Origin of the sequence: Shewanella sp. 10N.286.52.A9 (assembly GCF_041468985.1) — a bacterium.
In the GTDB taxonomy this organism is placed as follows: Bacteria; Pseudomonadota; Gammaproteobacteria; order Enterobacterales; family Shewanellaceae; genus Shewanella; species Shewanella japonica.
Map to the genome: position 1 here is coordinate 55,573 of NZ_JBFRJQ010000002.1, position 26,745 is coordinate 82,317.

At 40.7% G+C, this 26,745-nt stretch carries 21 protein-coding genes and 1 riboswitch; of the genes, 7 read left to right on the forward strand and 14 right to left on the reverse strand.

Features of this window, described 5'->3' with window-relative positions:
- Positions 1 to 25 precede the first annotated feature (25 nt).
- Positions 26 to 1,924 carry a diguanylate cyclase gene (locus AB4128_RS01315; protein WP_372036437.1) on the reverse strand — a complete coding sequence of 633 codons (1,899 nt, stop codon included), beginning with the start codon at positions 1,922 to 1,924 and terminating at the stop codon, positions 26 to 28.
- Positions 1,925 to 2,234: 310 nt separating this feature from the next.
- On the opposite strand from AB4128_RS01315, the gene AB4128_RS01320 reads away from it, so the two are divergent.
- Positions 2,235 to 3,242, forward strand: coding sequence for a class I SAM-dependent rRNA methyltransferase (locus AB4128_RS01320; protein WP_282166523.1), 1,008 nt, complete (start codon positions 2,235 to 2,237; stop codon positions 3,240 to 3,242).
- 118 nt (positions 3,243 to 3,360) lie between these two features.
- Here AB4128_RS01320 and AB4128_RS01325 read toward each other — a convergent pair whose 3' ends face one another.
- Both AB4128_RS01325 and AB4128_RS01330 read right to left on the reverse strand, forming a co-directional pair.
- Entirely contained in the window at positions 3,361 to 4,623 is a 1,263-nt protein-coding gene (locus tag AB4128_RS01325; protein WP_282166522.1) for a tetratricopeptide repeat protein, read from the reverse strand.
- A gap of 268 nt (positions 4,624 to 4,891) precedes the next feature.
- On the reverse strand, positions 4,892 to 6,316 hold the full coding sequence (locus AB4128_RS01330; RefSeq protein WP_372036440.1) for a hypothetical protein: 1,425 nt from the start codon (positions 6,314 to 6,316) through the stop codon (positions 4,892 to 4,894).
- 51 nt (positions 6,317 to 6,367) lie between these two features.
- Positions 6,368 to 6,445: riboswitch (cyclic di-GMP riboswitch) on the reverse strand.
- A 350-nt stretch (positions 6,446 to 6,795) separates the two neighbouring features.
- Between AB4128_RS01330 and AB4128_RS01335 the strand changes: the two genes are divergently transcribed.
- Positions 6,796 to 7,005 (forward strand): molybdopterin-binding protein, encoded by a 210-nt coding sequence (locus tag AB4128_RS01335; RefSeq protein ID WP_055022809.1) that lies wholly within the window; start codon positions 6,796 to 6,798, stop codon positions 7,003 to 7,005.
- Positions 7,006 to 7,525: 520 nt separating this feature from the next.
- Positions 7,526 to 8,749 (forward strand): sodium/glutamate symporter, encoded by a 1,224-nt coding sequence (gltS, locus tag AB4128_RS01340; RefSeq protein ID WP_055022810.1) that lies wholly within the window; start codon positions 7,526 to 7,528, stop codon positions 8,747 to 8,749.
- A 60-nt stretch (positions 8,750 to 8,809) separates the two neighbouring features.
- Here gltS and AB4128_RS01345 read toward each other — a convergent pair whose 3' ends face one another.
- The 4 genes from AB4128_RS01345 to AB4128_RS01360 all read right to left on the reverse strand — a co-directional run bounded on the left by AB4128_RS01345 (position 8,810) and on the right by AB4128_RS01360 (position 13,680).
- The gene (locus tag AB4128_RS01345; RefSeq protein ID WP_192022027.1) at positions 8,810 to 9,895 is read right to left on the reverse strand and encodes a hypothetical protein; all 1,086 of its coding nucleotides are present in this window, start codon (positions 9,893 to 9,895) and stop codon (positions 8,810 to 8,812) included.
- Complete coding sequence (locus tag AB4128_RS01350; protein WP_119967733.1) at positions 9,892 to 10,416, reverse strand: (2Fe-2S)-binding protein; 525 nt, start codon at positions 10,414 to 10,416, stop codon at positions 9,892 to 9,894. Before AB4128_RS01350 ends, AB4128_RS01345 begins: the two co-directional genes overlap by 4 nt.
- A complete protein-coding gene (locus tag AB4128_RS01355) occupies positions 10,416 to 13,181 on the reverse strand; it encodes a xanthine dehydrogenase family protein molybdopterin-binding subunit (protein WP_080914826.1) in 2,766 nt (921 codons plus the stop codon). The genes AB4128_RS01350 and AB4128_RS01355 overlap by 1 nt, the downstream gene beginning before the upstream one ends.
- A 223-nt stretch (positions 13,182 to 13,404) precedes the next feature.
- The gene (locus AB4128_RS01360) at positions 13,405 to 13,680 is read right to left on the reverse strand and encodes a YecH family metal-binding protein (protein ID WP_080914825.1); all 276 of its coding nucleotides are present in this window, start codon (positions 13,678 to 13,680) and stop codon (positions 13,405 to 13,407) included.
- Between the two features lie 158 nt (positions 13,681 to 13,838).
- On the opposite strand from AB4128_RS01360, the gene AB4128_RS01365 reads away from it, so the two are divergent.
- Positions 13,839 to 14,174, forward strand: a complete 336-nt coding sequence (locus AB4128_RS01365) for a DUF2956 domain-containing protein (protein WP_372036446.1) — start codon at positions 13,839 to 13,841, stop codon at positions 14,172 to 14,174.
- 72 nt (positions 14,175 to 14,246) lie between these two features.
- Here AB4128_RS01365 and AB4128_RS01370 read toward each other — a convergent pair whose 3' ends face one another.
- The 6 genes from AB4128_RS01370 to AB4128_RS01395 form a co-directional block, all read right to left on the reverse strand.
- Positions 14,247 to 15,479, reverse strand: coding sequence for a hybrid-cluster NAD(P)-dependent oxidoreductase (locus tag AB4128_RS01370; protein ID WP_372036448.1), 1,233 nt, complete (start codon positions 15,477 to 15,479; stop codon positions 14,247 to 14,249).
- Between the two features lie 88 nt (positions 15,480 to 15,567).
- Entirely contained in the window at positions 15,568 to 17,226 is a 1,659-nt protein-coding gene (gene hcp, locus AB4128_RS01375) for a hydroxylamine reductase (RefSeq protein WP_372036451.1), read from the reverse strand.
- 306 nt (positions 17,227 to 17,532) lie between these two features.
- Positions 17,533 to 19,161 (reverse strand): FG-GAP repeat domain-containing protein, encoded by a 1,629-nt coding sequence (locus tag AB4128_RS01380; RefSeq protein WP_372036452.1) that lies wholly within the window; start codon positions 19,159 to 19,161, stop codon positions 17,533 to 17,535.
- Between the two features lie 188 nt (positions 19,162 to 19,349).
- Positions 19,350 to 20,141, reverse strand: a complete 792-nt coding sequence (locus AB4128_RS01385) for an EcsC family protein (RefSeq protein WP_285163374.1) — start codon at positions 20,139 to 20,141, stop codon at positions 19,350 to 19,352.
- A gap of 132 nt (positions 20,142 to 20,273) precedes the next feature.
- Positions 20,274 to 20,768, reverse strand: coding sequence for a peptidylprolyl isomerase (locus tag AB4128_RS01390; RefSeq protein ID WP_372036455.1), 495 nt, complete (start codon positions 20,766 to 20,768; stop codon positions 20,274 to 20,276).
- 103 nt (positions 20,769 to 20,871) lie between these two features.
- Positions 20,872 to 22,221 carry a M20 family metallopeptidase gene (locus tag AB4128_RS01395; protein ID WP_372036457.1) on the reverse strand — a complete coding sequence of 450 codons (1,350 nt, stop codon included), beginning with the start codon at positions 22,219 to 22,221 and terminating at the stop codon, positions 20,872 to 20,874.
- Between the two features lie 145 nt (positions 22,222 to 22,366).
- Between AB4128_RS01395 and AB4128_RS01400 the strand changes: the two genes are divergently transcribed.
- Positions 22,367 to 22,975 (forward strand): cold shock domain-containing protein, encoded by a 609-nt coding sequence (locus AB4128_RS01400; RefSeq protein WP_372036606.1) that lies wholly within the window; start codon positions 22,367 to 22,369, stop codon positions 22,973 to 22,975.
- 29 nt (positions 22,976 to 23,004) lie between these two features.
- Positions 23,005 to 23,535, forward strand: a complete 531-nt coding sequence (locus AB4128_RS01405) for a GNAT family N-acetyltransferase (protein WP_372036459.1) — start codon at positions 23,005 to 23,007, stop codon at positions 23,533 to 23,535.
- Between the two features lie 81 nt (positions 23,536 to 23,616).
- On the opposite strand, the gene AB4128_RS01410 is transcribed toward AB4128_RS01405, so the two are convergent.
- Positions 23,617 to 24,429 carry a hypothetical protein gene (locus AB4128_RS01410; protein WP_144430113.1) on the reverse strand — a complete coding sequence of 271 codons (813 nt, stop codon included), beginning with the start codon at positions 24,427 to 24,429 and terminating at the stop codon, positions 23,617 to 23,619.
- 394 nt (positions 24,430 to 24,823) lie between these two features.
- On the opposite strand from AB4128_RS01410, the gene AB4128_RS01415 reads away from it, so the two are divergent.
- Positions 24,824 to 26,656 carry a mechanosensitive ion channel family protein gene (locus AB4128_RS01415; RefSeq protein WP_065109716.1) on the forward strand — a complete coding sequence of 611 codons (1,833 nt, stop codon included), beginning with the start codon at positions 24,824 to 24,826 and terminating at the stop codon, positions 26,654 to 26,656.
- The last annotated feature ends 89 nt before the right edge of the window (positions 26,657 to 26,745 follow it).

Below are 26,745 nucleotides of genomic sequence, written 5' to 3' on the forward strand. Positions count from 1 at the left end.
CTTGGCAATGTACGAGCTTTGTAAACTATGAAGCTTCAATAATTGCCCCATCGATAAAAGCACAGTTTCGTCCATGTGATTTAGCCTGATACAACGCACTATCGGCTAAAGTGAGATAATGCTGCCAATGTTGCACAAGTTCAGACGATAAAATAGGCTTAGTTGCCCCAATAGAAATCGTCACCTTGAGTGAATGTCCAGAATATTCTACCGGGGTATCTGCTATCACCTGATTAAATCGTTCCAAGATATGCTGTTGCAATTCATCAGACTCAAGCGCTAATAATATCAGGAACTCTTCACCGCCCCAGCGAGCTAGCACATCGTTTGCTCTGATTCTGTTTTGCAAACGAGTGGCGCATGCCATTAACACTTCATCGCCAGCGTCATGACCATGGGTATCATTGATTTTCTTGAACAAATCACAATCCAAAATGAGCACACTGTAATACTCTACGCCTGTTTTAGTGATTTTATGCTCAACAAAGTTATTTACAAACCGGCGATTGTATAAACCCGTCAATGGGTCTTTATTCGATTGCATATAGAGATTTTTGTTGGTTGAACGTAATGTTGAGATACGTTTTTTATTAGACGTATAGCGATGAATGAGAAGCGCGATTCCGATAGTTAATCCACTAAACACTAAAATCCACAACTTTTCTTGGAGCTCTTTTTTCTCTAACGTGGCAGCTTTTAAATTATTCTCAGCAGTCAATAACGCAATTTTTTCATCTTGTAATTGCGCATCGAATTTCACTTGTAACTCATAGATTTGTTTTTCACGTTTATCGAACAGTTGCCGTTGAGTGCCTTCATAATAAGTGGTCAAATGTGCGAGTGCTTCAGGGTACTGAGCCGTTTCTTGGTAAATTTGGGCAAGTAATTGATGTGTTTTTAAGAGCCAATCTTGATTATTAATATCTTCAAAATCTAGCAATAATTGGTTTGCATACTCTGTTGCTTGCTCATAGTTTTTTTGACTAAATCTTACCTCACTTAAACCATATAAACATTGCTTTGATGCTAGGGGATCTAAGGCTTCGTGAGCAAGGGATAGACATTCCAATATAATCGGCTCTGCTTGGCTCATTTGTTGTTGCTGCAACAATAATTCTGCTTCAGTCCATAATGCATTTACAATTAACTGCACATTGTCTGACTGACGTGCTGCAACTGTACTCTTATGGCTAAAATCTGTCGCGGCGGCGATATCGTTAACCTGCAACATCAAATTACTGGCATTACTATATAAAACAACCAGTAGTTCATAACTGATATTGTCGTCCTTCAACAACAATTCGGCGGCTTTCTGATTGTATTCAATGGCATTTCGCCAATCTTTCAATCTCGAATAAACTACTGAAATATTTGAATATATTCGCCCTAAAAAATGATGTTGGTTACTCTCATCTAACAATGAAATGGCTTTTTGATAATCACTTAAAGATGCTTCGTAGTCTAAATTGCGTGAGTGTAATATACCTCGAGTATTGAGTGCTCTTGCTAATAGTCGCTCATAATGAATTGATTCACAGATTACAATCGCTTGCTCAATATAGTCAAAAGCCTGTTTGCTTTCACCTTGGCGGGCAGCGAGGATCCCTTTTAAGGTCAAGCCTTCTGCAAGGATCCAATCCAGCTGTTGCGATTGACCATACTCAAATAATTTCTCAGCGGACTGGGACGCAGCATCGAGATCCGATTTTGCAACAGCAATATTATGGAGAATGCGATAATAAACAGCGGTATAAAACACATTATTATCCAACACGCCTGAAGTGTTCATGCTTGTTATGGTATTAAATGTGTTATCTGGTGAATTTTCTGCTTGAAAATAAAGCTCAACCAACTGTCGCCCTTGCTGACTATCATTAATCGTGAGCAAAGGGTCAAAAACCAGTTCATTGGCAGATAAAGTCAAACTAAAACCACATAGGCCCAGGATACAAAACAACATTTTTTTAGCGGAAATACAAAATAGCTGCTTCAAATAAACCTCTAAATCCCAACCAATCAACCTACGGGCTCAGTAATATATGCCCTATTCAATAGCTGAAATACTATTAACATCTGAAAACTGAGCCTCCATCACTAAATTTATGGATAATCTTCTTTTAGCCTAGGCGCTATTGCCATAATTACCAGCCTTTCAGGCTAGGGATTTCCCCTTAATCTAGTAAAGCTTGATATAATCACCGTTTATATCTCTATTCGCCACTGAGCACTTATTTATGTCTTTGCAAACTTCATTAACCCATGCCATCGATCGTAGAGCAACATTTCTCGCTCAAGCAGAAGCCAGTCAAACAGATTGCTTTCGTATTTACCATGGCACTGTTGAAGGTGAAAATGGACTGAATATTGATCGCTATGGCAATGCATGGTTAATTCAAACATTTCACCAGACCTTAACTGAAACGCAGCTGGAAGAATTGACTCAAGTCCTCACAGAATTAACGGCATTACCTGTCATTTATAATGATCGCTCAAAACGCAATTCCCGTGTCGAAAATGCACTACAAAGTGACCATCACGAATTTGCTTGCTCTGAACAAGTCATTCAAGAGAATGGCATTCAATTTACGTCTAAATTACGCCATGAAGGACAAGACCCTCTGCTGTTTTTAGACATGAGAGTTGGCCGTGAATTTGTTAGAGAGCATAGTGAACATAAAACGGTGCTGAATTTATTTTCATACACCTGTGGCATCGGCACTGCGGCAGCAATGGGCGGGGCAACTAAGGTCACGAACGTAGACTTTTCTTCTTTTGCATTAGCAGCTGGAAAGAAAAATGCCGAACTTAATGACGTGACAGAAGTGTGTGAGTTTATACAAAGTGATGCTTTTCCAGCTTTACGTCAGCTTGCAGGCCTTAAGGTCGGCGGACGCCGTGGGCAAAAATTACCTAAATACCCAAAGCTGCCAGCAACACAATTTGATTTAGTCTTTCTCGATCCCCCTCGCTTTGCTAAAAGTCCATTTGGTACTGTCGATTTAATCAATGATTACCAAGGCTTATTTAAACCTGCCATGTTAGCTACAAAATCTGGCGGCACGATTGTGTGTTGTAATAATGTCGCTAAAGTTGAGCGTGATACTTGGCTGAAGAGCTTAATTCGCTGTGTTGAAAAACAAGGTCGGCGTGTGACTCATCAACAATGGATCCACTGCCATGAAGACTTCCCTTCATTTGATGGTAATCATCCGTTGAAAATGGTCGCGCTAAGCATTGACTAATACCAAAGCGCATCCAAAGCTAAGAACTGAGTATTGATTAGAACGCAGCAGCCTCGCTTAAACTCATAAATTAAAAAGCCGCAATATGCGGCTTTATTATTACTGATTAGCTGTTCTACTACCGGTGACTAGGGCTGTTACTTTGCTTAAGCCAAGATAATTTTGCTAAGTACTTTTGCTGACTCTTACCCATAGATGTTAACTCCAATGCTTTTTCGAGCGTTTTTTTCGCACTTAACACTTTGCCTTGTGCATTCTGTACTTTGGCGAGTTCATAATAGGCTTGATGATAATAAGGGCTGTTATTGATAAACTTTTTTAAGAATGCTTCTGCAGCAAAATAGTCTTGCTGTCTCGTCGCTTCTTGCGCCATTGAGTACCAACCGTAAGGTGTCTCATTCTCTAGCTGAATGAGTTGCTGATAAATGGCATCAGCTTCTAGTACTTTACCTTGTGAATATAATGAATAGTTATAGTTACTTAATAATGTCAGTGAGTTAGATTCAAACTGTAGGCCATATTGATAGTAAGCATCAGCAACTTGATAATCTCCCACTCGTCGATGCACCACAGCCATCATATTAATCAATGGAATATACTTAGGGGCAAGTTGTAAGCCTTTTTCTAATAGAGAGTAGGTCAAGGTTAAGTCATTGGCGAGAAGGGCATCTGCAGCGAGGTTACGATAAAACATAGCAAGAAACTCATCTTCACTGACCACCGCTCCCGTGCGATCGTTTCTATCAGGGAAATAATCTATGACGGTGAATTCACTACCATTAATATATACACCGCCAGCATCCGTTTCATATAAAAAGGTACGGACATGATCTGAGGTCACGACTAAGTCATTTGAAATATGCGTTAATAAAGGCGCCGAGTGGACCACTTGAAAAACAGCTCTCACGTTTAAATGCTTTGCCACACCATACGTCAGCATCGCTAAAGCCATGCAATTACCAGACTTATTTTGCCAAGCTTGAGCCGTATTATAATTTAAGCCTTCGTAATTAAAATTAACCATTTTATTGTTAATAAAACGAACCACTTGATATCGCTTCGAAAGCTCAGCAATCTCAGGTCTTGCAATAAAGGCTTCAAGCTCTTCGACTTGATCTGGTAGTAATGCCGACAAACTCTCTACCGATGGAACTAAGTTATTTTTTGTTATATCCAAATCTATTGCGTTAACAAAATAAGCGCCATTTTCAGGAAGAGGCATTACATTTAATTTGGCTGAAGAGTGCGAGGTGGTGCTACAACCTGCTAATAAAAAAGATAACATGCCGCCAAAGAACAATGGCGTTAAGTAACCAACTATATTTTTGCGAAACGGTTCAACTGCGGTTCCATTTATCGTTAATCGCAACATCCTGAGCATAAACACCTCTTATCATCCTTAATATTATTCATTCTGCAGTATTCACTGCTTCATAAGCGTAATGAGCCATTGATATTGACATCAAGCTCATGCTTACAAATTCTAACCTAGCACACTTTTTATACACACCTCCAATAGTAAGTGATGAAAAATAATTTCAAACAAACAAAAATCCTTCTTTGAAATAGAGTCTTATGGGAAAAAATTAACTAATAAAAAGGCTGCCAATTGGCAGCCTTTTAGTTCATTAAATGAAGCAACGTGCGAATTAATCTTCGTTAGAAAGCGTCATCTTATTTAAATCGATGCCATCACTATTCTCTACATATCCCTGTTGTGTTTCTGGGATTTTATGCGTTTTATCTTTAATGGTAATTCTTGATAATCGACATTCAGCATAAACCTCTGGAGCGAAGTTATATTCGAATTTATCGTTAGTTTGTAATTCAAAAGGCTTCTCTGGATCAGCAGAGAAATGTTGATTTGCCAATAAAGACACACCGTTTAAACTATCGTCCATACAACCTAATAATTTAACCGCAATCACTCCTTTTTCAGCATACTCTTCATAAGTACCATTATTACCTGTGTACTCGTTAAGGTGTAAGGTTTTACCTGAAATAGGGCAGCTAGCATTAATACCATTTTCTTTTAAAATCAGGTTAAGCTTTCCTGCTTGACCCAAAGATAAGAAGGTATTTTTAGCAGTACTAAAGATATTTTCTTCAATAGAACGACTTTCGTCATCAATAAGCTTATCGCCTTTCGTCCAATTTAGTGTTGCTTGTGTTAAGTCACAGCCCATTAAATTAGGATCAACGTCTCCCACTAAACAACGCTTTAGATCACGACTAAATTCAGGATAATAAGCCGCACATTCTAATTCACGATCATTGTCTTCAGTCTTAAATGCTTGCACACCACGGATCAAGACACCGTAACTATCTGGAAAACCACTGTCACGTAAAATCACAGGCGTATAAAAACGATCAGCAGTAAACGTTATCCAAGCTTTTTTAAAGCCTTGATCCAGTGACTCACCTTCGACAGCGTCAAGTGATAAGTTATGTTTTTCCGAGCCTACTCGTACAATTAAATCACGATATGCATTTGCTTCATTTCGTGCGCCATGAGCTTCATAATCATAGTCACGCTTTTGATATTTAACAGAAATGGCATACTTTGCACCTGGAACTGTTGGCACATAAGTGCGCATTCTAACAGTTCCAAGTTGAGTTTCACCACCACAGGCATGCGTATCTAATTCAGCAGCATAACCTTCACCGTCAATGCCATATGTTGTGGCATAACCCACTTCCATTTTGGCATCACATGCTTGGTTACGTATATTCTTAATAGCGTCGCGTCGCTCATCACCTTCTAGGTTTTTAACTTGTGCCCATTGCTCAGGGAACATTTTCTTTAACGTTTTACGGGTCCATTGAACATCAAAATACATTTTCTCATCTTCAGAGTACAATGCCTTCAGTTCTCTCTTTAACGAATTAGGGTTTTCTTCTTGTAACTCAGAAAAATCTAAATCATCAATGATCCCCCAAGAGCCATGATTAAACTGCTCTTCATAGCCGTAGAAGTATTGTCCTGATACCAGTTCAAGTTCTTCAGCTTGAGCTACAGAGGCCGTTGAACAAGACAGTGCTAACAGCATCCCTAATTTAGTTGTCAATTTCATTTAAAATCCTAGTGTTATAAGTTGCACAAAATTATCTGTCATCTTTTAACACTCAGTAATGCAGCCCACAGACCCGCCTGTGCTGTCACTTTGCGTCCTCATTTTGCAACGAGTTTGCCATTAGAGTATCTACAGTTTAAAAAAACATGCGAATTTTAACACCAGCACCAAGCAGTTAACAAGTCAAATTATTGACTATTTACATTATTATAACTCACTGATAATTAATGAATGTTATATAGGCTCACAAGATAATGGCATAACAAACATTGAAAATTACAACTAATGAATGACATACAATAAGCAAGATAAAGTGCAATTTCATAAACTAAACTGCGATATAGCCCCCAAAACCACAAAATACTAACTAAACTTATAACATTAGCCGCATTATCTTATTGCAAACAATTTTTTATAAGATAAATTAATCATATATATCATTGATATATATTCACTTACTACATAGAGATTTCAAAAATATGAAAATCAGCGCACGTAATTCACTTGTTGGAAAAATTCTTTCTATTGAAGAAGGTTCAGTTAATAACGAAATCGTTATCGAATTAGCTGCAGGTGTTGAAATCACTTCTGTTGTCACTAAAAAATCTTGTGAGCAACTAGGTTTAGTGGTTGGTGGCAATGCTTATGCCATTATCAAAGCTAGCAATGTTATGGTTGCAGTAGATTAATTTTCTATTTTAATTCTTGGAGTGCTGCTTTAATTGCGTTCTAAAGCATTATAATAGTGATAAAAATGGAGTAATGATGAAAGTCATTACTCCATTTTTTTAGCATTGAATTTCATCCTAATCCCTCCTTTGACACCAAAATAAAATCAATGATAGTTACCGCAGCTCAGATTAATGCTCATCAGCAAACTAAATAGTCACTCTCATCAAATCACCTTTTATCAATGACAAGGGTTTAAATTAACGCAAAATCCAGTCTTTAAAAGTTAACAAGTGACAAGCAAGTCACCTACATCTGTATCTTTGAACTTAACAACTGCATTCGTGAGATTAATTACATGTTAATTTGTGTCTGTTTTAGCGCAATAACCCATCAATTTAGCTTGATAGCATTATCTTTAGCTTCGTCATAATCTATAATCAGCATAACTAATTAATTTAAGTCATATATAAAGGCATACCATGTGGTGATGCGTTAAAGCAGTGTGTTACTTTTTTCATTGCTATCCAAAGGAGTTTCATGAATACAGTCTATTCTATTGGAGAGCTTGAATCGTTTCTTGTAGCGATTTTAGTCCTATTCATTGGCCATTCGGTCAACCGTCATTTACCCGCTTTTAGAAAATATAATATCCCAGAACCCATCGTGGGCGGACTGATCGTTGCCAGCTTTATTACTTTGCTGCACTTCAATAACATCAGTCTTCAATTTACGCTATCGATGCAAAACACCTTGATGCTAATGTTTTTCAGCACCGTTGGCTTAGCGGCAAGTTACAAATTGCTTATGAAGGGCGGTAGTAAAGTCTTTTTGTTTTTAGGTATCGCCTCTTTATATATCATTATCCAAAATGGTGTTGGCGTAACCATGGCTACAGCATTAGGTTTGGAACCTATAATGGGCTTAATTGCTGGCTCTATCACCCTTTCAGGAGGTCATGGCACTGGCGCTGCTTGGGCACAAACCTTCCAAGAGAACTACGGGATGAACACCCTTGAGTTTGCCATGGCAGCAGCGACGTTTGGCTTGGTAATGGGTGGTATTATCGGTGGCCCAGTCGCTCAGCGATTGATTAACAAAAACAAGCTGGTTTCATCCTACGGTGTAGGAGGTAATCATCATGAAGATCACCCAGATTTAGTGACCTACGACCAGCTTGAAGAAGACAGAGTAACCGCTAAACGGATTTTAGAAGTTTTATTTGTTCTGCTGTTATGTGTTGCTGGGGCTAAATGGTTCGGTAAATTTGTTACTGCATACGACATTACTTGGCTGAAAATGCCTGAATTTGTTTATGCACTATTCTTTGGTGTTGTTATCACCAATGCCACTGAGTTAACCCGTGGGTTTAAAATAAACAGTGAGTGTGTTGATATCCTCGGCACCGTGTCATTAGCGCTATTTTTATCAATGGCATTAATGAATTTAAAGCTATGGGAGATTTTTGATTTAGCGATTCCACTGTTAATTATCTTGCTGACCCAAGGCATAATCCTGGCTTTATTTGCCTACTTCGTCACCTTTAGATTAATGGGCAGTAATTACGATGCTGCTGTTATGGCTGGCGGTCACTGCGGCTTTGGTATGGGCGCAACCCCAACTGCGGTTATGAATATGGGTGCATTAGTATCAAGAACAGGCCCTTCACCACAAGCCTTTATGGTCGTGCCAATTGTAGGCGCGTTCTTTATAGATATTGTTAATGCGATTATTTTGCAAGGCTATCTAAGCGTTATTGGCTAAGCCTTCACCTGTAAAAAAACGCCACTCAATAGTGGCGTTTTTTTATGGAACCAGTTAATTTCAGCCACCTGTTATTGGTGTTAATTGACACTGAAGTTGTTGAGGATTATCGCAGCATGACAACAAAGCTGATACTGAAGGGCTGTAAACCTGTTGCCAAAACGCTTGGCTATGGAAATTATTAATCGGCATCCAAGTACTCAAAGGGTACTGATTTGCTAATTCATCTCCTCCTTTAACCGGTAATGCCATTCCAGAGGCGACTTGAATATTACCAGGAAATGTTTGTCCCGTTTCAAGATCGACATTAACACAACTCCCTAAGTTGCCAATCCGATGACAAGTGGTACAGGTATTTCCTTCGGTTTCAATACTTGATGACGTTGACCATAGGGCGAAATCACCAATCGCATTATTATACGGTCCGAATGGGTCAACCGGCACATGTTGCCAAACCTGCCCTATATATGGACTATACATAAACGGATCGGCATCATGACAACCACCACAATTCTTGCTCACAGTATCAAGTGGCTTCCACCAAAAAGTCATTGCATCAACATGCCCCGGTGGAGGAGTAACTTCATTAGGTGGCGGTACCCTTGAAGCATCAAATCCAGCACTTGTGTCATTAGGGGTTTCTGCATGAAACCAGCATGTATCCCCCGAAGTGGTACTATGCAAAATTACGTCAACTTCGTCATACAACGGACTATCATCGGGTCGAAGGTATTTACGTCGGCAAAAAGCAGATATTTGAGTTGTCTCATTTGATAAATCTAACACCTTAGAATAAGGCGTACATTGACCAAAAGTGTCTTCACCATAAGGCAATAATGCTGGGCGGTCACAAACCATATTTTGCGTATACTCTTGATACTGTGGCACTTGCCCATTCACAGTAATGGGTACATCAACCCCGTCATTACAGTCAAATGCTGGCACCTCTGCAACCAAGTTTGCGCACTGTTGACCATACTCAATAATCGATTGGTTTAGCTCTACAATAACCACTTCATCAATCGCTGTACTCTGCTTCTGCTGAGATGATGTGCCTAAACTGTCACAGCCCATCAAGGCTATAACGCATACCGAGTTACAAATATATAATAACCAAGCTGGTATGAATCGTTTATATCCCTTCATGACAAGTGCTCCCTCGTTAAAGGCAACGCTAACTCTCTAATTGCTTGGTAATATCTAACGTAGCCACTACAGCGACAAATATTGCGGCCAACGCCCTGCTCAATTGCATCGTCTAGCTCGCTTTCTGAAATAGGAGAAAGCTGTAATTTTTGCAATAACACCCATGTGGCCATCAAAAAACCAGGAGTACAATAGCCGCATTGAAAAGAGAAATGCTTTAAAAAAGCTTGCTGAAGAGGTAACAACTTGTCCCCTTGTTGTAATCCTTCTACGGTAAAAATTTCTAAGCCATTCAAACTATCAACTGGAGTTGAACAAGATAAAGTGGTTTGCATTGTTGCGTTAGGGCCATTTCTAGTGGCAACTGTACACGCTCTACACTCTCCTATACCGCAACAAAATTTGGTCCCAGTTAACCCTAGTCGTTCATGTAAATAATCCACTAACGCCATATCGCCATCTGTTGTAGGCGCATCAATACTCGCACCATTAACCATGAAAGAAATTGGTATATTATCCATTAGATTGCCGTCCTTATTGCCGCTGGTGTGACAGGTAACTGTGTAAAGCGATGTTGAGTTGCCATCGCTAATGCGTTGAGAATAGCCGGAGGAATTGGACACATAACGGCCTCTGCAATCCCCCGCGCAGTCGCTTCATTGTCGGCAGGTGGCATAACCAGCAATTGTTGATTTAAAGGTACATTACCCATTTTCATTAGCTTATATTTATCTAAATTCCAATTTCCAGCACCTGGTCCTTCTGGGCTAAGAGGGCAGTCTTCCGACAGTACATATCCCATTGCCATTGCTACCCCGCCTTGAGATTGGCCACTCACCAATTGCGGGCAATGTTGCACGCCAGCACTTAACGCTGTAATACAATCTTCAACAACGACATAACCAGTATTAGGATCGACAGATACCGCAATTAATGCCCCGCTAGGTGCGTAAGTGCTACGGCCATAACGTGAATTAACTTTCGGTAGTGTAGTCATATTAGTTCGAGTAACAGTCTGTAAAGCATTAGGCAAGGAACCAAGAGCAATATAGTCTAAAGGTAGAGTGATAGGGTTTTGACTTAATGAAGAAAAGCTAAAGTCAGCATTAACGAACTCACCAACAAAGCTGGCATGAACGGCAGCACTATTGGGTAATTGTTGACTAAAAATCACTTCAACAATCTGACTCCATTCAATAGCAGGGTAGCCTTCTATACTGATACTTCCGTGCGAGAAAACTAACTGCTTATAGTCCACTTCAGCTTGCCAAAGCCGCTGTAAAGCAGGGATAACAGAGCCTAGCAGTAAACTTAACCCCGCATATGACACTGCATGATATTGATAAAAAGCCCCAAGACATGCACTAGATGAACCCGATAATTGTGCCACTTGTTTCGCAGGATCAATTTTAGTCTCAGATGGTACGCAAGAAGGGTAAGCATCTATCTTAGTTAAACCTAGATTATTAAAAAAACCAGCATCGCCCATCATAATGTTACTGGCATTTTTCCCAAGCCAAACAGACGGTGCCAAGCCTAGCGCTGTGGCTGCGCCATTGCCCATATCAATATAGGGGGTGCGAACAGTAATGCTGCCATCTCGGTTAATCATCACTGCGCCAAACATACCATCACCACCGGTACCATACGCTTCGTTTGCTAACGCTAACCCCACACCATATTTAAGTCCTTGATTAGCAAACTGTTGCTTCGTTGTCTCACGGTTAGTCCACAATGGCAGGGCTTCTAATGCATCGAGGATTTGGGGCAATTGCAAATCTTGCTGAATAGGGGCACCTGTTACCGTTGTACTCTGATTATCGAGTAAATTTAAACGACGGATCATGAAAGGATCTCTGCCTGTATCTTCTGCAGCCTGATCCAATAAGGTTTCTAGAGCAATAAAGGCTTGTGGCCCACCAAACCCACGTTGCGATCCGCCAATTAAATCAGGTGTATCTAGCGCTTCACCATAGGCGACAATTTGCGGAATGTTATAAGCATTACAGACACTCAATGCTGCAAGTTCAGCAACATAAGGGCTTAAGTTTTTTCTTCCTCCTCCATTTAGGGTAAAACTGGCTGTAACAGCCTGAATAAGACCATTGTCATCGATACATAAGTTTTCTGTAAATTCAGTATGATGGCGTTTTAATCCAACTTGAAATTGCTCAAATCTGTCTTGTGCCCAACGCAGAGGATAACCATTGGCGTATGGGGCTGCCATTGCTAAATACATTGTAAAGTAAGAGCTATCGCGCCCACCAAATCCTCCCCCTGGATAGCAAGCAATCAAATCTACTTCACTGACATTATAAGTACATTTAGCATTACGGAATATTTCTGCCGCGCCAGATATATCCCCTGTGGGCGATTGAGTACCGAGTAATAAGTGTAGACGAGATGATTGTTTGTCATACCAAGCTAAACCAGCCTCCGGCTCCATGAACATAGGGTCCATAACTTGAGTGACATAATTAGCTGAGTATTGCTGCCAGACTCCAGAGGCAGTGTTTACCTCAATGGCTGAAGTAATGTTGCCCTTTACTATAGGGCTGTGACTTTTATAGTAATCAGGCTCATCATGTACCACATTGAAGGGATTGCCATTCAGTGAACCTTTTACATATTCATAAGAATTGCCATAAATACTCGGATCAAGTGGAGCAACGCTGTCACCATAAATAATAGTATTTTGGTTAAATTGTAGGATTTTTTTTGCTCGGCGATAGACATCAAAATTTGCAAAAATCAGCAAAGCTACTGGCTGGCCGTAATAGTCAGCAACATGCCTGACATTACTCTTATTTTTACTCTTGTCCCTATTTTTGGCACACACAAAAAATGGCTTTTTCATATCACAGCTAACATCCACTTTATCATTGATCAGTTTTTGCGCATCAATAATGGTAATGGGTTGTAATTCGGCTGGGAGCATTGAAAGCTGATAATCCATTACAACCGTATTTATTCGGTTGGTTCTTAGGGCATACATCACCCTTTCTTCAGCTTGATATGGCCAGCCGTATTCTGCTAAATCGCGAGCACGAAAATCACGTGCATATATTTTTTGCCCCATGACTTTTGGTTTACCATCGATCCGCCACTGGGCGACACCAGGCTCAGGTGCCCATGCCGGCTCGGGGGCAATATCGGTTAAAGGGGGAGATTCCGCTGCAAGTAAAGAAATGGGTAAGCTAGAGATACTAAAACTAATGGCTGCGCCTCCAGCAATTGTTTTGATAAAACTTCGGCGACTAATAGGGTACTGATTTACTGTATTCATCCATGATTTCCCGCATCCTGTGTTGCTTACAATTTAAGCAGGCAAAAGGTAGTTCATCAATGTCTTAAGTAAATAAAAATCCTTAAGTGCTATGAGGATATGAATATGCCTACTTAAATCAGCGAATTCGTCACTATTAAAAAATCCACTTAAATTATTTACCCCCACAAAAAAACCAGTCAGAGACTGGCTTTATGAATAATCAAACTGATTTTTGTCTCAATTAATCGTGCGAATGACCTTCTTCACCGTGCTCTTTACCTGCACAATGTCCACATTGATTAATTTCAAAACCAGCATCTGTTTCGGTTAAACGCCCATTGCTGATAAACAAATCAACTAATTGAGCCGCATTCATATCACTGGCTCTACAGGTATGAAACTCTGCATTTTCGCCAAACTCTTGCGCCATAAGAGCAAGCCATTGCTGATGTGGTTGTGGCGTGTTTTGCGCTTTCATCAACTTAATAACATTACGACCGTGAATAGAGTCAGACATTTAACGATTCCTTATATTGAAAAATCCATTTTACGATAAAGCGGCGTGCCCACTCGTGCGATAGCTCATGGTTTAACAATAATTAATCTACAATTTAAGTTCCCACTCAAGATTCGGTATAGTGTCTTTAAGAATTCAACACTGTATTTGTAGGCATAATGGCGAAGCAGATTTCTCAAGAAACCCAAAACGAAGCAATGAAAGTGGCCAAAGCCACGCAAAAACCATCGCAAACCAAAGAGCAAACTAAGTTAATTGCTCAAGGTATCGAAAAAGGCATTGCGGAATATAAAAAGCAGCAAAAGGCAAAAGCCCGCGGCCGAGATAAACAACGTAAGCAAGACTTAAAAGCCAAGTCACGCCAAGAAACGAGTGAAATTGCGTTTATCGCTGAAGCGCCGACCTCATCGCCTAAGTTCCCTTGGATATTACTGGCAGCGAGCTGGGTGGGATTTTTAATCTATGCCTTATTAAATGGCAACTTAAACATTTAAACTCACTCTCAAAAAAAATAAAAAGTCAGCATTTGCTGACTTTTTTTGTTTTAATTGCGAGTGAATCATTAGCTACATTTTTAATGTCACATCTGAAGTAATTTTAGTTGAGCACGCCAATACATAACCCGCTGCTATTTCATCTTGAGTCAGCGTCATTGTACTGCTCGACTCGGTCGTCCCTGATGTGACTTGGCATTTACATGCCCCGCAAACACCACTTCTGCAAGCTGCAATAATCGGTAACCCTTCAGATTCAATACCATCAAGTAAAGTGTCATCAGCCGATAAGGAAATCGATTTATCAGCAATGCTCAACATAAACCCACTGTCACTGTTGGCATGACTTACCTTAACTGCAGGTTTTGCTGGACCACCGAAACTTTCTTGATGAAAGTTAAGCATATTAAAGCCGCTGGCTTCAACCAGTGACTTTACCGCCACCATATAAGGCTCTGGCCCACAGACAAAAATAGTCCGCTCCATAAAGTCTGGTACCAGCTGAGCAAGCTTTGCCATATCGAAGCGGCCTGACATTCTGCAGTCATTAACAGTGTGATTAACCCCATCCACAAGCTCAGGTGCCGACTCTAAAAGGTAATTCAGATTAAACTTAGAGCTTCTATGCGCCATCGTACTTAACGTATCAGCGAAAATAATGTCTTGTTCGCTTCTTGCACTATGCACAAAGCCAATATCACTACCGACTTTGGTATCAAGTAACCAACGAGACATTGAGTACATAGGTGTTATGCCGCTGCCAGCACTTAAAAATAGATATTTATCTGCCTTCACATCGACAAGGTTAAAGACTCCATCAGGCCCTAATGCAGAGATAACATCACCTTCATTAATATTCTCAGCGGCAAAGTTTGATACTTTGCCACCTGGAATACGCTTAATGGTGACCACTATAGAATAGGGACGTGAAGGTGACGATGACATGGTGTAACTGCGATAAACCATCTCACCATCAATTTCGAGTTTTAAGGTAATAAATTGACCCGGTTTATAATGAAACTTAACCGGCGTTAAGCCTTGAAAGCGAAAACTAACGACATCATGAGTTTCATTCCACTTTTCTACACAGCGAAGCTTTATATCGCCACGTTGCCAATTATCTGCAGCTAAAAATTCAGCATCAGAATTAAGCGATGCAGCCGATTTCTTAGCAGTGATTGCGAGTGCATTCGACATTGAAAAACCCGATACCGTTTTGGTTTTTTCAGCTGAGTCTTTGCTCTCGTCTTTTGTTGATTGCACCGCAGATAGTGCTGCAGAAAATGAAAATCCTGATGAACTCATAGGGCACCTTTCACTAGGTCAATGATAAATAACTAGAGATGTAAATCGGTGATACAAGCTGATAGCCTATATCACCGTATACAGCTGATTAAGCGGCCTTAATCATTGCTTGAAGATCTGATGCAACATCAGTGGTATTACGTAAACCGAATTGATCTTCTAACACTTTTGCCAAGTTTTCAGTTAAGAAAGCAGGCGGTGTAGGACCGGTACGGATGTTTTTAACACCAAGCGATAATAGAGTTAATAACACCACAATCGCTTTTTGCTCAAACCAAGATAGAACAAGGCTTAATGGTAGCTCGTTGATGTCACATTCAAAGATATCTTTAAGCGCTAATGCTAACTGAATAGCAGAGTAAGCATCGTTACACTGACCCACATCTAATAAACGAGGAATCCCATTAATGTCGCCAAACTCAAGTTTATTGAATTTGTACTTACCGCAACCAAGTGTCAGGATAATGGTGTCGTCAGGCACAGATTTAGCTAAGTCAGTAAAATAGCTACGTTCTGATTTATCACCGTCACAACCACCGATTAAGAAGAAATGCTTAATAGAACCATTTTTCACATTCTCAACCACTGTAGGTGCAGCTTCCATTAAGGCATTACGAGCAAAACCAATGGTGATCTTGTGAGGAATTTCATCATAAGTGAATCCTTCAAGCTCAAGCGCTTTATCAATCACTTCGCTAAAATCTTCACCTTCAACGTGAGTCACACCAGGCCAACCAACGATACTACGAGTGAAAATACGATCTGAATACTCACCCACATTCGGGTCGATAATACAGTTAGATGTCATCACAACAGCGCCAGGGAAAGTGCCGAATTCACGCTGCTGATTCTGCCATGCACTACCGTAGTTGCCCACAAGGTGCGGATACTTTTTAAATTCTGGATAAGCTAAAGCCGGTAGCATTTCGCCGTGAGTAAACACGTTAATGCCCTTGCCTTCAGTTTGTTGCAAGATAAGCTCAAGATCTTTCATGTCATGACCAGACACTAAAATCGCTTTACCTTTAACTGACTTGGTGTTCACTTCAGTCGGCTCAGGGTGACCAAATGCACTAGTTTCACCTGCATCAAGCATCGCCATCACGCGATAGTTTAGTTGGCCAATTTCCATCGCCGTGCCAAATAATTTGTCGCCATCAACTGAATCTTCACCAAGGAAAGACATGATTTGATGGAACTCACCAGCAACATCAGCATCTGTTTGTTCTAATACGCGCGCATGCTCCATATAAGCAGCTGCGCCTTTAAGGCCGTATAAACACAATAATCGAAGGCCAAGAATATCTTCGTGGACGTCACCACGGTTTGGCAGTGCTAATGGCGCTTGATCTAACATTTCAGGTTTTGAAGCAGCAAGGTTTAGTGAACCTTGTGCAATAACAGCTTCAGGCTCTACGCCTTTGTCGGCGCACGCTTGCTCGTAAGCCGCTTTTAACTCGTTACGGTAATCTTGTGCCTGATAGGCGTAATCCATTAAACGTTCATCATCAAAGTTCACGTTAGTTAACGTGGCAAAGAATGCTTTAGGCACAAAGGTATCAATTTCAGCATTGATAATATTAAATTCACGCGCTTTTACAGCATACGCCGATACGCCCTGCAACATATAGATAAGCAGATCTTGTAGATCTGACGTCGATGCTAGCTTGCCGCACATGCCTTGCGAATAACTACAACCATTCCCTGCTGGGGTTCTCACTGTTTGCTCACATTGAATACAGAACATTGCCTTTCTCCTGATGATTACCTAATCATGCATTTAATTTACATGTTTAAGGTTAGTTTACGCTCATCATCGAAAAGCAAAACCGATTTTTACGATCTTTATCTGTTTATTTGAGGTTGATCACCTTCAGTAAAACCTAATATAACGCCAGCTTCAGGCAAAGAGTAGGCTTATCATTAGCTTAAAAAAGCACCACTAAATCGATAAAGATTTGAACAACGACCAATAAAAATAGCCAGCATTACTGCTGGCTATTTAGTTTATAAACTAGAATGAAGAATCGGCATTAATTGCCATTAATTGCCATTAATTGGCAATTAGCACACTAAAGCGGCGCTGTAGATTTTCAGGATCTTGCCTGCCAAATTTAAGCAATAAATCATCTTTACCGTCGGCATTAATATCCACCGCTGATAACATGGCTCCTTCAACAGGGATCGTTACCGGCCATTCTTCGGCGCGTTTTTTAAAAGGCTCTCTACCCGCTTGACCATAGTAAATATCGAGTTCTTCATTATCATCTGACAATAATAACTCTTTAAAACCGTCACCATTAATATCCGCTAAAGCAACCACTGGCTCACCACTTTGGCCCGAGGTTAAACTAAAACTCAGCTCAACTTCTTTACTGACATTGGCTTTGTCTGCAAACATACTGGCATCATTCATTTTAAAAACGTGTACATCTTGATCGATACTGCCAGACAATAACGCACTGACAATCTGCGACAAACCAATATCAAAACCTGCGACAATCACTTCATCGACTTCATCATTATCAAGATCTTCAAAACGTAAGCCTGTTAGCGTACCATCCGCTTTAATGGTGGTGTTTGCTTCTCGAGGGAAGGTTAACTTGCCATTATTGTTAATGCCTAAGTAAATTTCATAATCATTAACTCTATCGAGTACGCCTGAGCTTTTAGTGTATCTCACCACCAGATCGCTGATGCCATCGCCATTCACATCACCGATGCGCTCAACTTTGCGGTAGAGCAAATCACTTTGATCTAAATTCTCACCATAGGCATCACGTTTATTCCACCAATCAACACCACTGATCGGCTGGCTGACTGAGATAAACTCTGCGATTTCAGAAAACTGCCCATCTTCTTGTTGGTAATAGACTTCAAGTGAGCCTTCACCAACTTTAATGATGTCATCGCGCTGATCAAAGTTCATATCACTGTGATACAGCTTGGCATGACTATATTCTGCCCCATTATTTTTAAGCTCAACCACAGGAAGGAGGGGTAAAGATTGTTGGATAAATCCACCATCAGCTTGGCCTAATAGCACAGCCGTTTCTCTAAAGTCACTGATAAGAATATCGGCAATATCATCATTGTTAATATCAATCACGAAATTGCCGCGAGAAATATAGTCAGCTTGCGTCGTCACAGAAATAGACTGAATATCTGCCACTTTTTTAAGCGAACCTTGGGTGGGCATAGCATCAACGGAGTCTAATGCCTCATCAGATTCAGTCGTTGATACTAACAACGTGTTTTGCGCTGGTGAATATTGCAGTAAGGCATTATCGGTAACGAAAAAGAGCTGTTGAGTACGTACTTCAGCTTGATTAGAACCTGAGACTTTAGCTGGTTCTAGCTCATTAATATCAAAGCTATATATATCTTTTGAGAGCTTTAATTTATCAAGCTGCACTAATTCCTCATTCTCAAAACCATAAATAGCTAACCAACGTTCGTGATTATCATCAACACCTACAGCAATTAATTCATTGCCTTGATGCTCAAGAATGTTGGCACTCACTATGCCTTGAGTTAGCTCAAAATCAGCATCAATATGATGTGCGGTAAATTGAGGAGTAAACGAGGTTTCAGCAGCGATAGATTGACAGTGAGCAGCTAACAATAGACCTGTGCAACTTGCCAGTAGCGTATTCAAACTGGTTCGATTAATTAAATTCATCCTGAAATCGTATCCTTTGATTTTTTAATAACGTCAACATTAATGATTGCTTATGTTATTAAGATAACGAGTCTTGATGAAAGTTCACACAGATTAATTGTTACGATTAATTATGGAGTTAAGAAAGGAGTGAGTTCCACGCTGTTGGTCATTACAGAAGTTAATGCTGAAGTGCTTTTTAACGTGTTTTAACCTTCAATCAGTAAATTGTCATAAGCTAATCTCACTTGCTCCTCACCATACGATCGCTCAAGGCGGCGCACAATAAAATGGCCTCTTGCCATGTCTTGGAAATGATCAATAAACAAAGTATTAATGATTGCTCCACCAGCTGCGCCAATTGCAGGTACTGCCTGAGCGGCCATTTTTTGAGTGACTTGTACCCCAAATCGTTCTGCAATCACTGCCACTAATTTCACCATGGCAGGGCCAGCCTCTTTACTAATTCCTTTTGTTGCAACGTACTCAGCAGCTTCAGCCAGTGAATTTGCAATAACGGTTCGCACCGCAAAGTAGCCTTTTTCAGCTTGATCATCGTCATTAGACTCACCACCCAGTGCAAAAACCTCAAGACAAGCTAATTGAGTTTGCACATCGGTGAGCTGTTCGCCTTCACTGCGAGCAACATCCGCAATGGATCGCAGCATAATAGTCGTTGAAATAGGCAACTCCAGTGCCAATGCTGATAAGCCAAAAAAGCCGCCAACACCGCCACTCACTGCCACACCTAATTTGTGCCAGCGATCAGATGATTGCTCACCCGGTACATCTTTCATGGTAAATAACGCTGCACTTGATGCTTTCATCAACGCCGCTTGCGTCACCTTGCCAATCCCTTCACTCACGGTTTTCGGCAGCATAGCAAAACCTTTCTCGATTGGCGTACCAATAAAGTCGGTCATCTTAGCCGCAAGTCCTGGGTTATCGAGTAACTGTTTTGCTTGAGCAAGCTGCAGCTTATCTTGTGGTGTAAGGCTCAAATGAGCTTCCTTTTATATTTGTTCGTTCGGCGCTAGCACAATGACATTGAAATAAAAAATGTATCGAAGGCGTATGCTTTCGATACATGCTTTCAGAAAAGCTAAGGCAATGCTCACTCAGCCAAACAAGCCTTACTCTTCAATCGTGACTTTTTCAATGATAATAGGCGTTTTAGGAACATCATCGTGCCCTGCAATACTGGCTGTCTTAGCCTTTTCAATTTCTTTTACCACTTCAATACCAGCAATCACTTTGCCAAACACTGCATAACCCCAACCATTATTGGTCGTAGCGGTATGATCTAAAAAGGTATTGTCAGCAACATTAATAAAAAACTGCCCAGTAGCTGAATGCGGCGCATCGGTTCTCGCCATTGCAATGGTGCCTAATACATTGCTTAAACCACGGTTAGCTTCGTTTACAATCGGATCGCGAGTTGGTTTTTCTTTCATTTTGGCAGTAAATCCGCCACCTTGGATCATAAAGCCTTTAATCACGCGATGAAAAATCGTGTGCTCATAAAAGCCATCTTTACAATACTGTAAGAAGTTCTTAGAACTGACTGGCGCTTTTTCCATATCAAGTTCAATGCAAATATCACCCAAGTTAGTCGTAAACGTAATCATATTGCTCATACCTAAGTTAAATAAGGGATGACGTCACCCCTTTGATAACGGCCATTATAGCGTGACATCATCAGCGTGAGTTATCTGCTCGCTGTTTAAAATGCTATTTACCATTGAATAAATCCATTGCGGTGCGGGTCATCGCTCGCACGCCAGTTTTAATCGTAAGTGGATAATCTGGCGCAAATTGGCTCGAATGCAATGAAGGTAATGGCTCACCAGAATCTAGACTCGCCTGATACTTTTGGGGCTCTACCCCCCCCAACCAAAATAGGGTAATTGGCACATTTTGCTCAGTGCGGCCGTACAATCCAAAATCTTCGCCAGCCATGACTGGCGGCGCGATAACCACATTGTCTTTACCAATTTCAGTTTCAATACTGGCTTGTACTTTTGCAGCTAATTGCGGCTCATTATAGGTTGATGGAATCGTTTCATCGTCATGCACATACACTTCAGGTGCCAGCTCTTCAGGTAAGCCTGCACTTAACGCAATCCCTTTGGTAATGCGTTTAATTGCCGCTATTTGCTGCTCCCTTACTTCAGGATTGTACGAGCGCAGTGTTAACTGCAGTTTAACTTCGTTAGAGATAATATTGTGCTTAGAACCACCATGAATTGAGCCAACAGTAACCACATTTGGCTCAAGGGGGGATACTTCACGACTTGGGATAGTTTGCAGTGCTAATACTGTTCTTGCTGCGATCACCACGGGATCGATTGTAAGATGAGGATACGCCCCATGGCCGCCTTTACCTTTAATAGTAATATCCACAGAATCAACATTGGCAAGCGCATAACCGCTTACTACGCCTATTTTACCTGCGGGAATACCAGCACTCACATGTAAACCAATCACACTATCTGGAGTGGGAAATTTGCTAAACAGGCCTTGTTTTAGCATAGCTTTGGCTCCACCACCGACTTCTTCTGCGGGCTGAGCTACCATCATTAACGTGCCTTTCCAATCTGATTTATGTTTCATCAGTTGTTCTGCTGCACCAATAAAGCTGGTCATATGGATGTCATGACCGCAACCATGCATGATCCCAACGGTATTATTATGTTCATCAACCGTAGTGACTTTTGAAGCATAAGATTTACCTGTTTGTTCAACAATTGGTAGCCCATCAATATCTGCACGGATCATAACCGTTGGCCCCGAACCATTTTTATAAATGCCTACCACACCGTAGCCACCAAAGTTATCAGTCACGTCAAAACCAAGCTCTGATAGCTCTTTAGCCATTCTGGCGCTGGTGTTTTTTTCTTGATAAGACAACTCTGGAAATTGATGCAAATGAGTATAGAGCGCTTCAAGTTTGGGCATAGACTTCATCACTGAAGCATCAAAATTTTCTGCATAAAGTGAGGTGCTGCTTAATGCTGTGGCTAAAGCCAGTGTGACTGACAATGATACGGGTATAGCAGCAAAGCGTGCTGGTAATTTCATGTTATCTTCCTTGTGAACAGCTAGATGTCTAAGCCGCAGATAAAAACAATTTATTATGCTCTGTTAATAACCTAGCATAGGCTTAATGAATTTTATAATGTGTATAAAACAATAAACCTTTCAAAGGGAAATAATACGAGTGATGATGGAAACAGGTCGATTAGTTCGCTGGAATGGCAGTAAAGGCTTCGGGTTTATCGAGCCTGATAAGGGTGGCAAAGACGTGTTTATCCATATCTCAACCCTTAAACATATGGCTAGAAAGCCCATTGTTGGCGATCAAATTGAATATGCTGTGGAGCAGCAAGCTGACGGAAAAGTTAAAGCAGACAAAGCACTCATCTTAGGTGTGGCTATCAATCCTACTCATAAACCTCGCCATAACTCTGGCAAAAATCATAAAGTAAAACAGCGTCCACCAATAAAAATGAAAAAAGCCACCACGGCTTCGGGTACGATGAGTCGCATTGTCATTATCTTAATTGTCATCGCCATTGGCAGGTTTGCTATTCAAGCCTACTACGATGTAACGAATGCTCCCGGTCAATCGAGTCTAGTTCAGCCTGTCACGATAGATAACAGTCCGACTCAATCGACAAAATTTTCACCGCAGTTTAGCTGCGAGGCGGGTAAAACTCACTGCAGCCACATGCGATCATGTGAAGAAGCGATTTTCTATATTAATCATTGTCCTGATACTCAAATGGATGGTGACTTTGACGGTGTGCCATGTGAACGTCAATTCTGTAATTAAATGGCATAGCAAAATTTATAAGGATCATAATGACAATAATTACTGAAACTGACCGCCTAATCATTCGTGAATTTAATCTTGGCGATGCAAAGGCTGTGCTTGAGTTTAATTCAGAAGAAGTCAACCGCTACACTGGCGATGCAGGCTTATGTAACACGCTAAAAGATGCTGAAAATATTATCCAAGAGATATGGTTAGCGGAATATAAAAAGTTCGGCTTTGCCCGTTGGGCTGTAGTCCATAAAGCCACAAATCAAGTCATTGGTTTTTGTGGTTTTAAAAATGACTCGCGAATAAATGCTATCGATATCGGCTACCGTTTACATCAAGACTTTTGGGGGAAGGGCTACGCAACTGAGGCAAATCAAGCCTGTATTGAGTTTGCAAAGCAGCACATGGATTTAGATATCGTCTACGGCGAAGTGGTGGACGTGAATCTTGGGTCAGTTAACATCATTAAAAAGTTAGGCATGACGTTTATCAGACAATATGAAGATGAAGGCTTTACCTTACTGAGATACGCAATCTCGTTAAAAGGTAATCCACTACCAGCAAATTAATGGGATGAAGGCACAAAAAAGGCGCCAACGACTTCTATTAGGGCGCCCTTTATACATTCAACTCTTAATCGTCAGCTAAGGCTAAAAGTAAGCTGCCCAACCGATTAGAAAGCCTTGCGATGCCGTATCATAAGCAAAGTTATCTTCATTATCGTAATCAACCCAAGTGGATTTATAAGCCAAATTCAAATCAGACCATGAGTTAATTTGATACCGTGCGCCAGATTGAATAGCGGTAGTAAAATCAGTATCACTGCCCATCCCTGCATCAGCACTGATGTAAAATAACCAATCTTGATTTATCGGTTTTATCCAGCGCACACCAACCACAAAGTCAATCCAATCATCTTCAAAGTTAATGTCACTGAATATGGTATTATTGTCTTTACGATACAGTTGCATATCGATGTCGTTATCCCACCAGCGTAAGCCAACCATATAATCTAACGTGCTATCACCATAGTCATAACGCTTAAACCCTTTAGCCTCTAGTACCCCTTGGCGAATATCAATATCCCCCTTTAATACCAAGTTATTAGTATTATCCAAGACGTTATTCGTTTCGCCATTGAGCTTCATGAAACTATAATCAATGTAATATCCCCATTGGTTATCATAGATACTCTCAAAGCGAACCATGGCGGTCATTTCCAAGGTATCCAATATAAACTTAGGGTCGACATTTACCTCTAGGTTTTGATCAAGAAGAGTCGTATCGCCGCGGATATTCAACGCCATTCCATACAGCTCAATACTATTGTTCCACTGGCCCGTTTCACCTTTTGCTATAACAAGATTAGGCATAACAAGCGAGGCAATGATTATCCCTCCCCCTACTACACGCCTATAAGCTGATTTAGCATGCTTTAAGCAATCTCTTCCCTGTTTAATCATACAACCTCCTTGTTGAGCCATAGGTGTCATCGAGCCACATAAGTAAGCTTTTAATAAGCCGAACACATCTTTATTAAATTTTTCACTAAAAACAGTGTAGGACACTCATCAAACTTAACCAGCCATATTAATGATTTATAATCAATGTCATCTTAATATACTTCAAAAATAAGCAATTAAACCTTGCTATAAACCAAACAAACTCACCAAGAAACATACGGTTTTTGCCTCACGTCACGTAAAAAGTCGAAACAATTTTAGTAACAGACAAATTTATCACCGCAAATGTAAACCATTTAAACTAACTTTGTGAAACTTATGATAAATCACCCTAGCAGTCTGCCGCTAAAACGCATATATTTGATACAGTAACTGGGCTTTTAGGGACATATTCATGGGACGACACCATTGGCGTAAAATTTTCTCAATCTTATTTGTGCTCAGTATTCAATGTAGTGTCTTTTCTGTTACTGCTGCAGATGATATCAACCTAAAAAAAGTCGCTGAAGCTGAAAAACGCAGCGAAGCCATCACCGAAGCCCAAGGTGGCTTAATCATGGCTCGAGATGGCGAAACACCATTGACCGCCTTAATCGCCATAGGTCAAGCCATAGAAGAAAATGACTGGCAAGCCGCTGCCGAGTTTGTTGATTTACGATACTTGCCAAAAGGTATTAACCCAGAAGATGGCCCCGAATTACTCCGTAAACTGGTCATTTTATGGAACAAACAAAACATCATCGACTTGTCACAAATTAGCGACCAACCAACTGGCCACTTAAATGACAAACTCCCAAGTTACCGAGATTTGCTTGGCGTATTAGAAACGAATACCGGCCCCGTTCCCGTTTATATGCAGCATGTGCCCGACGGTAAAGGCGGTAAGATTTGGAAAATATCTAATGCTACCGTCGCCAAAATACCTGAACTATGGGATGAATACGGATATAGCCCCCAAATAGAAGCACTTGCTAACTTCCTACCTGAGTTCTCTGCTTTTCATATGGAAAACTGGCAATTACTTATTCTCAGTTTAAGCATTCTTTTTGGTTGGATTGGTACGGGGTTAATCAGTCTTGCAGCTATCAGTATCGCAAAGCACTTTGAACCTAAAATCGCAGGATTAAGCCGCTTTTGTGGGCGTAGTTTGCGTTGGTTCCTGTATTTATCTTTGTTGCAATATGCCGCGCTCGCACTCGGATTATCCGTTAGAGCAAGAGTATGGTTTGATAACAGTACCTTGCTGTATCTGGCCAACACCATATTAATTCTTGGCTTGGTTGAGCTTTACTCTGCCTATAAATCAAAACAACTACATGACCAAGATAAAAGCTACAGTGTAGCCCTACTTCGCCCTATGGTAGCCATTTTAAAAATCGTCATTGTGGTCATTATCGCATTGATGTGGTTTGAAAGTTCAGGCTACAACATGGCGACGATTTTGACAGGTTTAGGTGTCGGCAGTTTGGCCATCGCCTTAGCCGCGCAAAAACCATTAGAAAATGTGTTTGGCGCGCTGACGTTATACGCTGCAAGACCAATTAAACCTGGGGACTTTTGTCGCTTTGGTGCGACCTTAGGAGTGGTTGAAGAAATCGGTTTACGTTCAACCCGAATTCGTAAACTCGATCGCACCGTGGTACATATTCCAAACTCGGTCTTTTCATCACAAGAGCTTGAAAACTTCTCAGTGATTGATCGCCGCCGCTATAAGCATGATTTACGTATTAGCCTTGATACCACTAAAGAACAGCTGCAAATGCTATTGATGGAGCTACGTAAACTACTGTTATCACATCCAAGAGTGTTAGAGGTTGCCCAGCGAGCACGCTTTCTTGCTATCGAACGTGATGCCTTTGTCGTCAATGTCAATGCCTACATTGATACAGGGGATATCAATGAATACTTTGGTATTGCCGAAGACTTAAATTTTCATTTGCTGAATATTATGAAAGAGCTCGATATTCACATTGCGCCAATAGGTCAAAACGTGGTGTTAAATAATGCCGTACCTGCTGATTTAGAAGTGCAGCAACGGGCAGAACAAACGATTCGCCAACTGATTGAGGAAGAAGAGCTACCATTCCCTAATTACAGCGAAGACACCCGTGATAAATTTAAAGACAGTGTGGCATATCCCCCTATTGGCAGTGTGACAAAACCAAAAGATGTGCTCAAATCTCCAGAAGAATTAGAAGTAGAAAACGAAATCGAAGCTAAATCTTAATGCTACGGCCTTACAAAACCACAAAAGCCAAGCAGTCGCTTGGCTTTTTGATTTTTTAAATATTGATGCAATGCAGTATCACCTCAATA

What these genes read in the sequence shown, in the direction of transcription:
- AB4128_RS01370 (WP_372036448.1), bottom strand. Translation starts at nt 15,479, where the DNA reads ATGAGTTCATCAGGATTTTCATTTTCTGCAGCACTATCTGCGGTGCAA.
- AB4128_RS01410 (WP_144430113.1), bottom strand. Translation starts at nt 24,429, where the DNA reads ATGATTAAACAGGGAAGAGATTGCTTAAAGCATGCTAAATCAGCTTAT.
- AB4128_RS01415 (WP_065109716.1), top strand. Translation starts at nt 24,824, where the DNA reads ATGGGACGACACCATTGGCGTAAAATTTTCTCAATCTTATTTGTGCTC.
- AB4128_RS01395 (WP_372036457.1), bottom strand. Translation starts at nt 22,221, where the DNA reads ATGAAATTACCAGCACGCTTTGCTGCTATACCCGTATCATTGTCAGTC.
- AB4128_RS01390 (WP_372036455.1), bottom strand. Translation starts at nt 20,768, where the DNA reads ATGATTACGTTTACGACTAACTTGGGTGATATTTGCATTGAACTTGAT.
- AB4128_RS01330 (WP_372036440.1), bottom strand. Translation starts at nt 6,316, where the DNA reads ATGAAATTGACAACTAAATTAGGGATGCTGTTAGCACTGTCTTGTTCA.
- AB4128_RS01400 (WP_372036606.1), top strand. Translation starts at nt 22,367, where the DNA reads ATGGAAACAGGTCGATTAGTTCGCTGGAATGGCAGTAAAGGCTTCGGG.
- AB4128_RS01405 (WP_372036459.1), top strand. Translation starts at nt 23,005, where the DNA reads ATGACAATAATTACTGAAACTGACCGCCTAATCATTCGTGAATTTAAT.
- AB4128_RS01320 (WP_282166523.1), top strand. Translation starts at nt 2,235, where the DNA reads ATGTCTTTGCAAACTTCATTAACCCATGCCATCGATCGTAGAGCAACA.
- AB4128_RS01380 (WP_372036452.1), bottom strand. Translation starts at nt 19,161, where the DNA reads ATGAATTTAATTAATCGAACCAGTTTGAATACGCTACTGGCAAGTTGC.
- AB4128_RS01365 (WP_372036446.1), top strand. Translation starts at nt 13,839, where the DNA reads ATGGCGAAGCAGATTTCTCAAGAAACCCAAAACGAAGCAATGAAAGTG.
- AB4128_RS01335 (WP_055022809.1), top strand. Translation starts at nt 6,796, where the DNA reads ATGAAAATCAGCGCACGTAATTCACTTGTTGGAAAAATTCTTTCTATT.
- AB4128_RS01355 (WP_080914826.1), bottom strand. Translation starts at nt 13,181, where the DNA reads ATGAATACAGTAAATCAGTACCCTATTAGTCGCCGAAGTTTTATCAAA.
- AB4128_RS01350 (WP_119967733.1), bottom strand. Translation starts at nt 10,416, where the DNA reads ATGGATAATATACCAATTTCTTTCATGGTTAATGGTGCGAGTATTGAT.
- AB4128_RS01345 (WP_192022027.1), bottom strand. Translation starts at nt 9,895, where the DNA reads ATGAAGGGATATAAACGATTCATACCAGCTTGGTTATTATATATTTGT.
- AB4128_RS01360 (WP_080914825.1), bottom strand. Translation starts at nt 13,680, where the DNA reads ATGTCTGACTCTATTCACGGTCGTAATGTTATTAAGTTGATGAAAGCG.
- AB4128_RS01325 (WP_282166522.1), bottom strand. Translation starts at nt 4,623, where the DNA reads ATGCTCAGGATGTTGCGATTAACGATAAATGGAACCGCAGTTGAACCG.
- hcp (WP_372036451.1), bottom strand. Translation starts at nt 17,226, where the DNA reads ATGTTCTGTATTCAATGTGAGCAAACAGTGAGAACCCCAGCAGGGAAT.
- gltS (WP_055022810.1), top strand. Translation starts at nt 7,526, where the DNA reads ATGAATACAGTCTATTCTATTGGAGAGCTTGAATCGTTTCTTGTAGCG.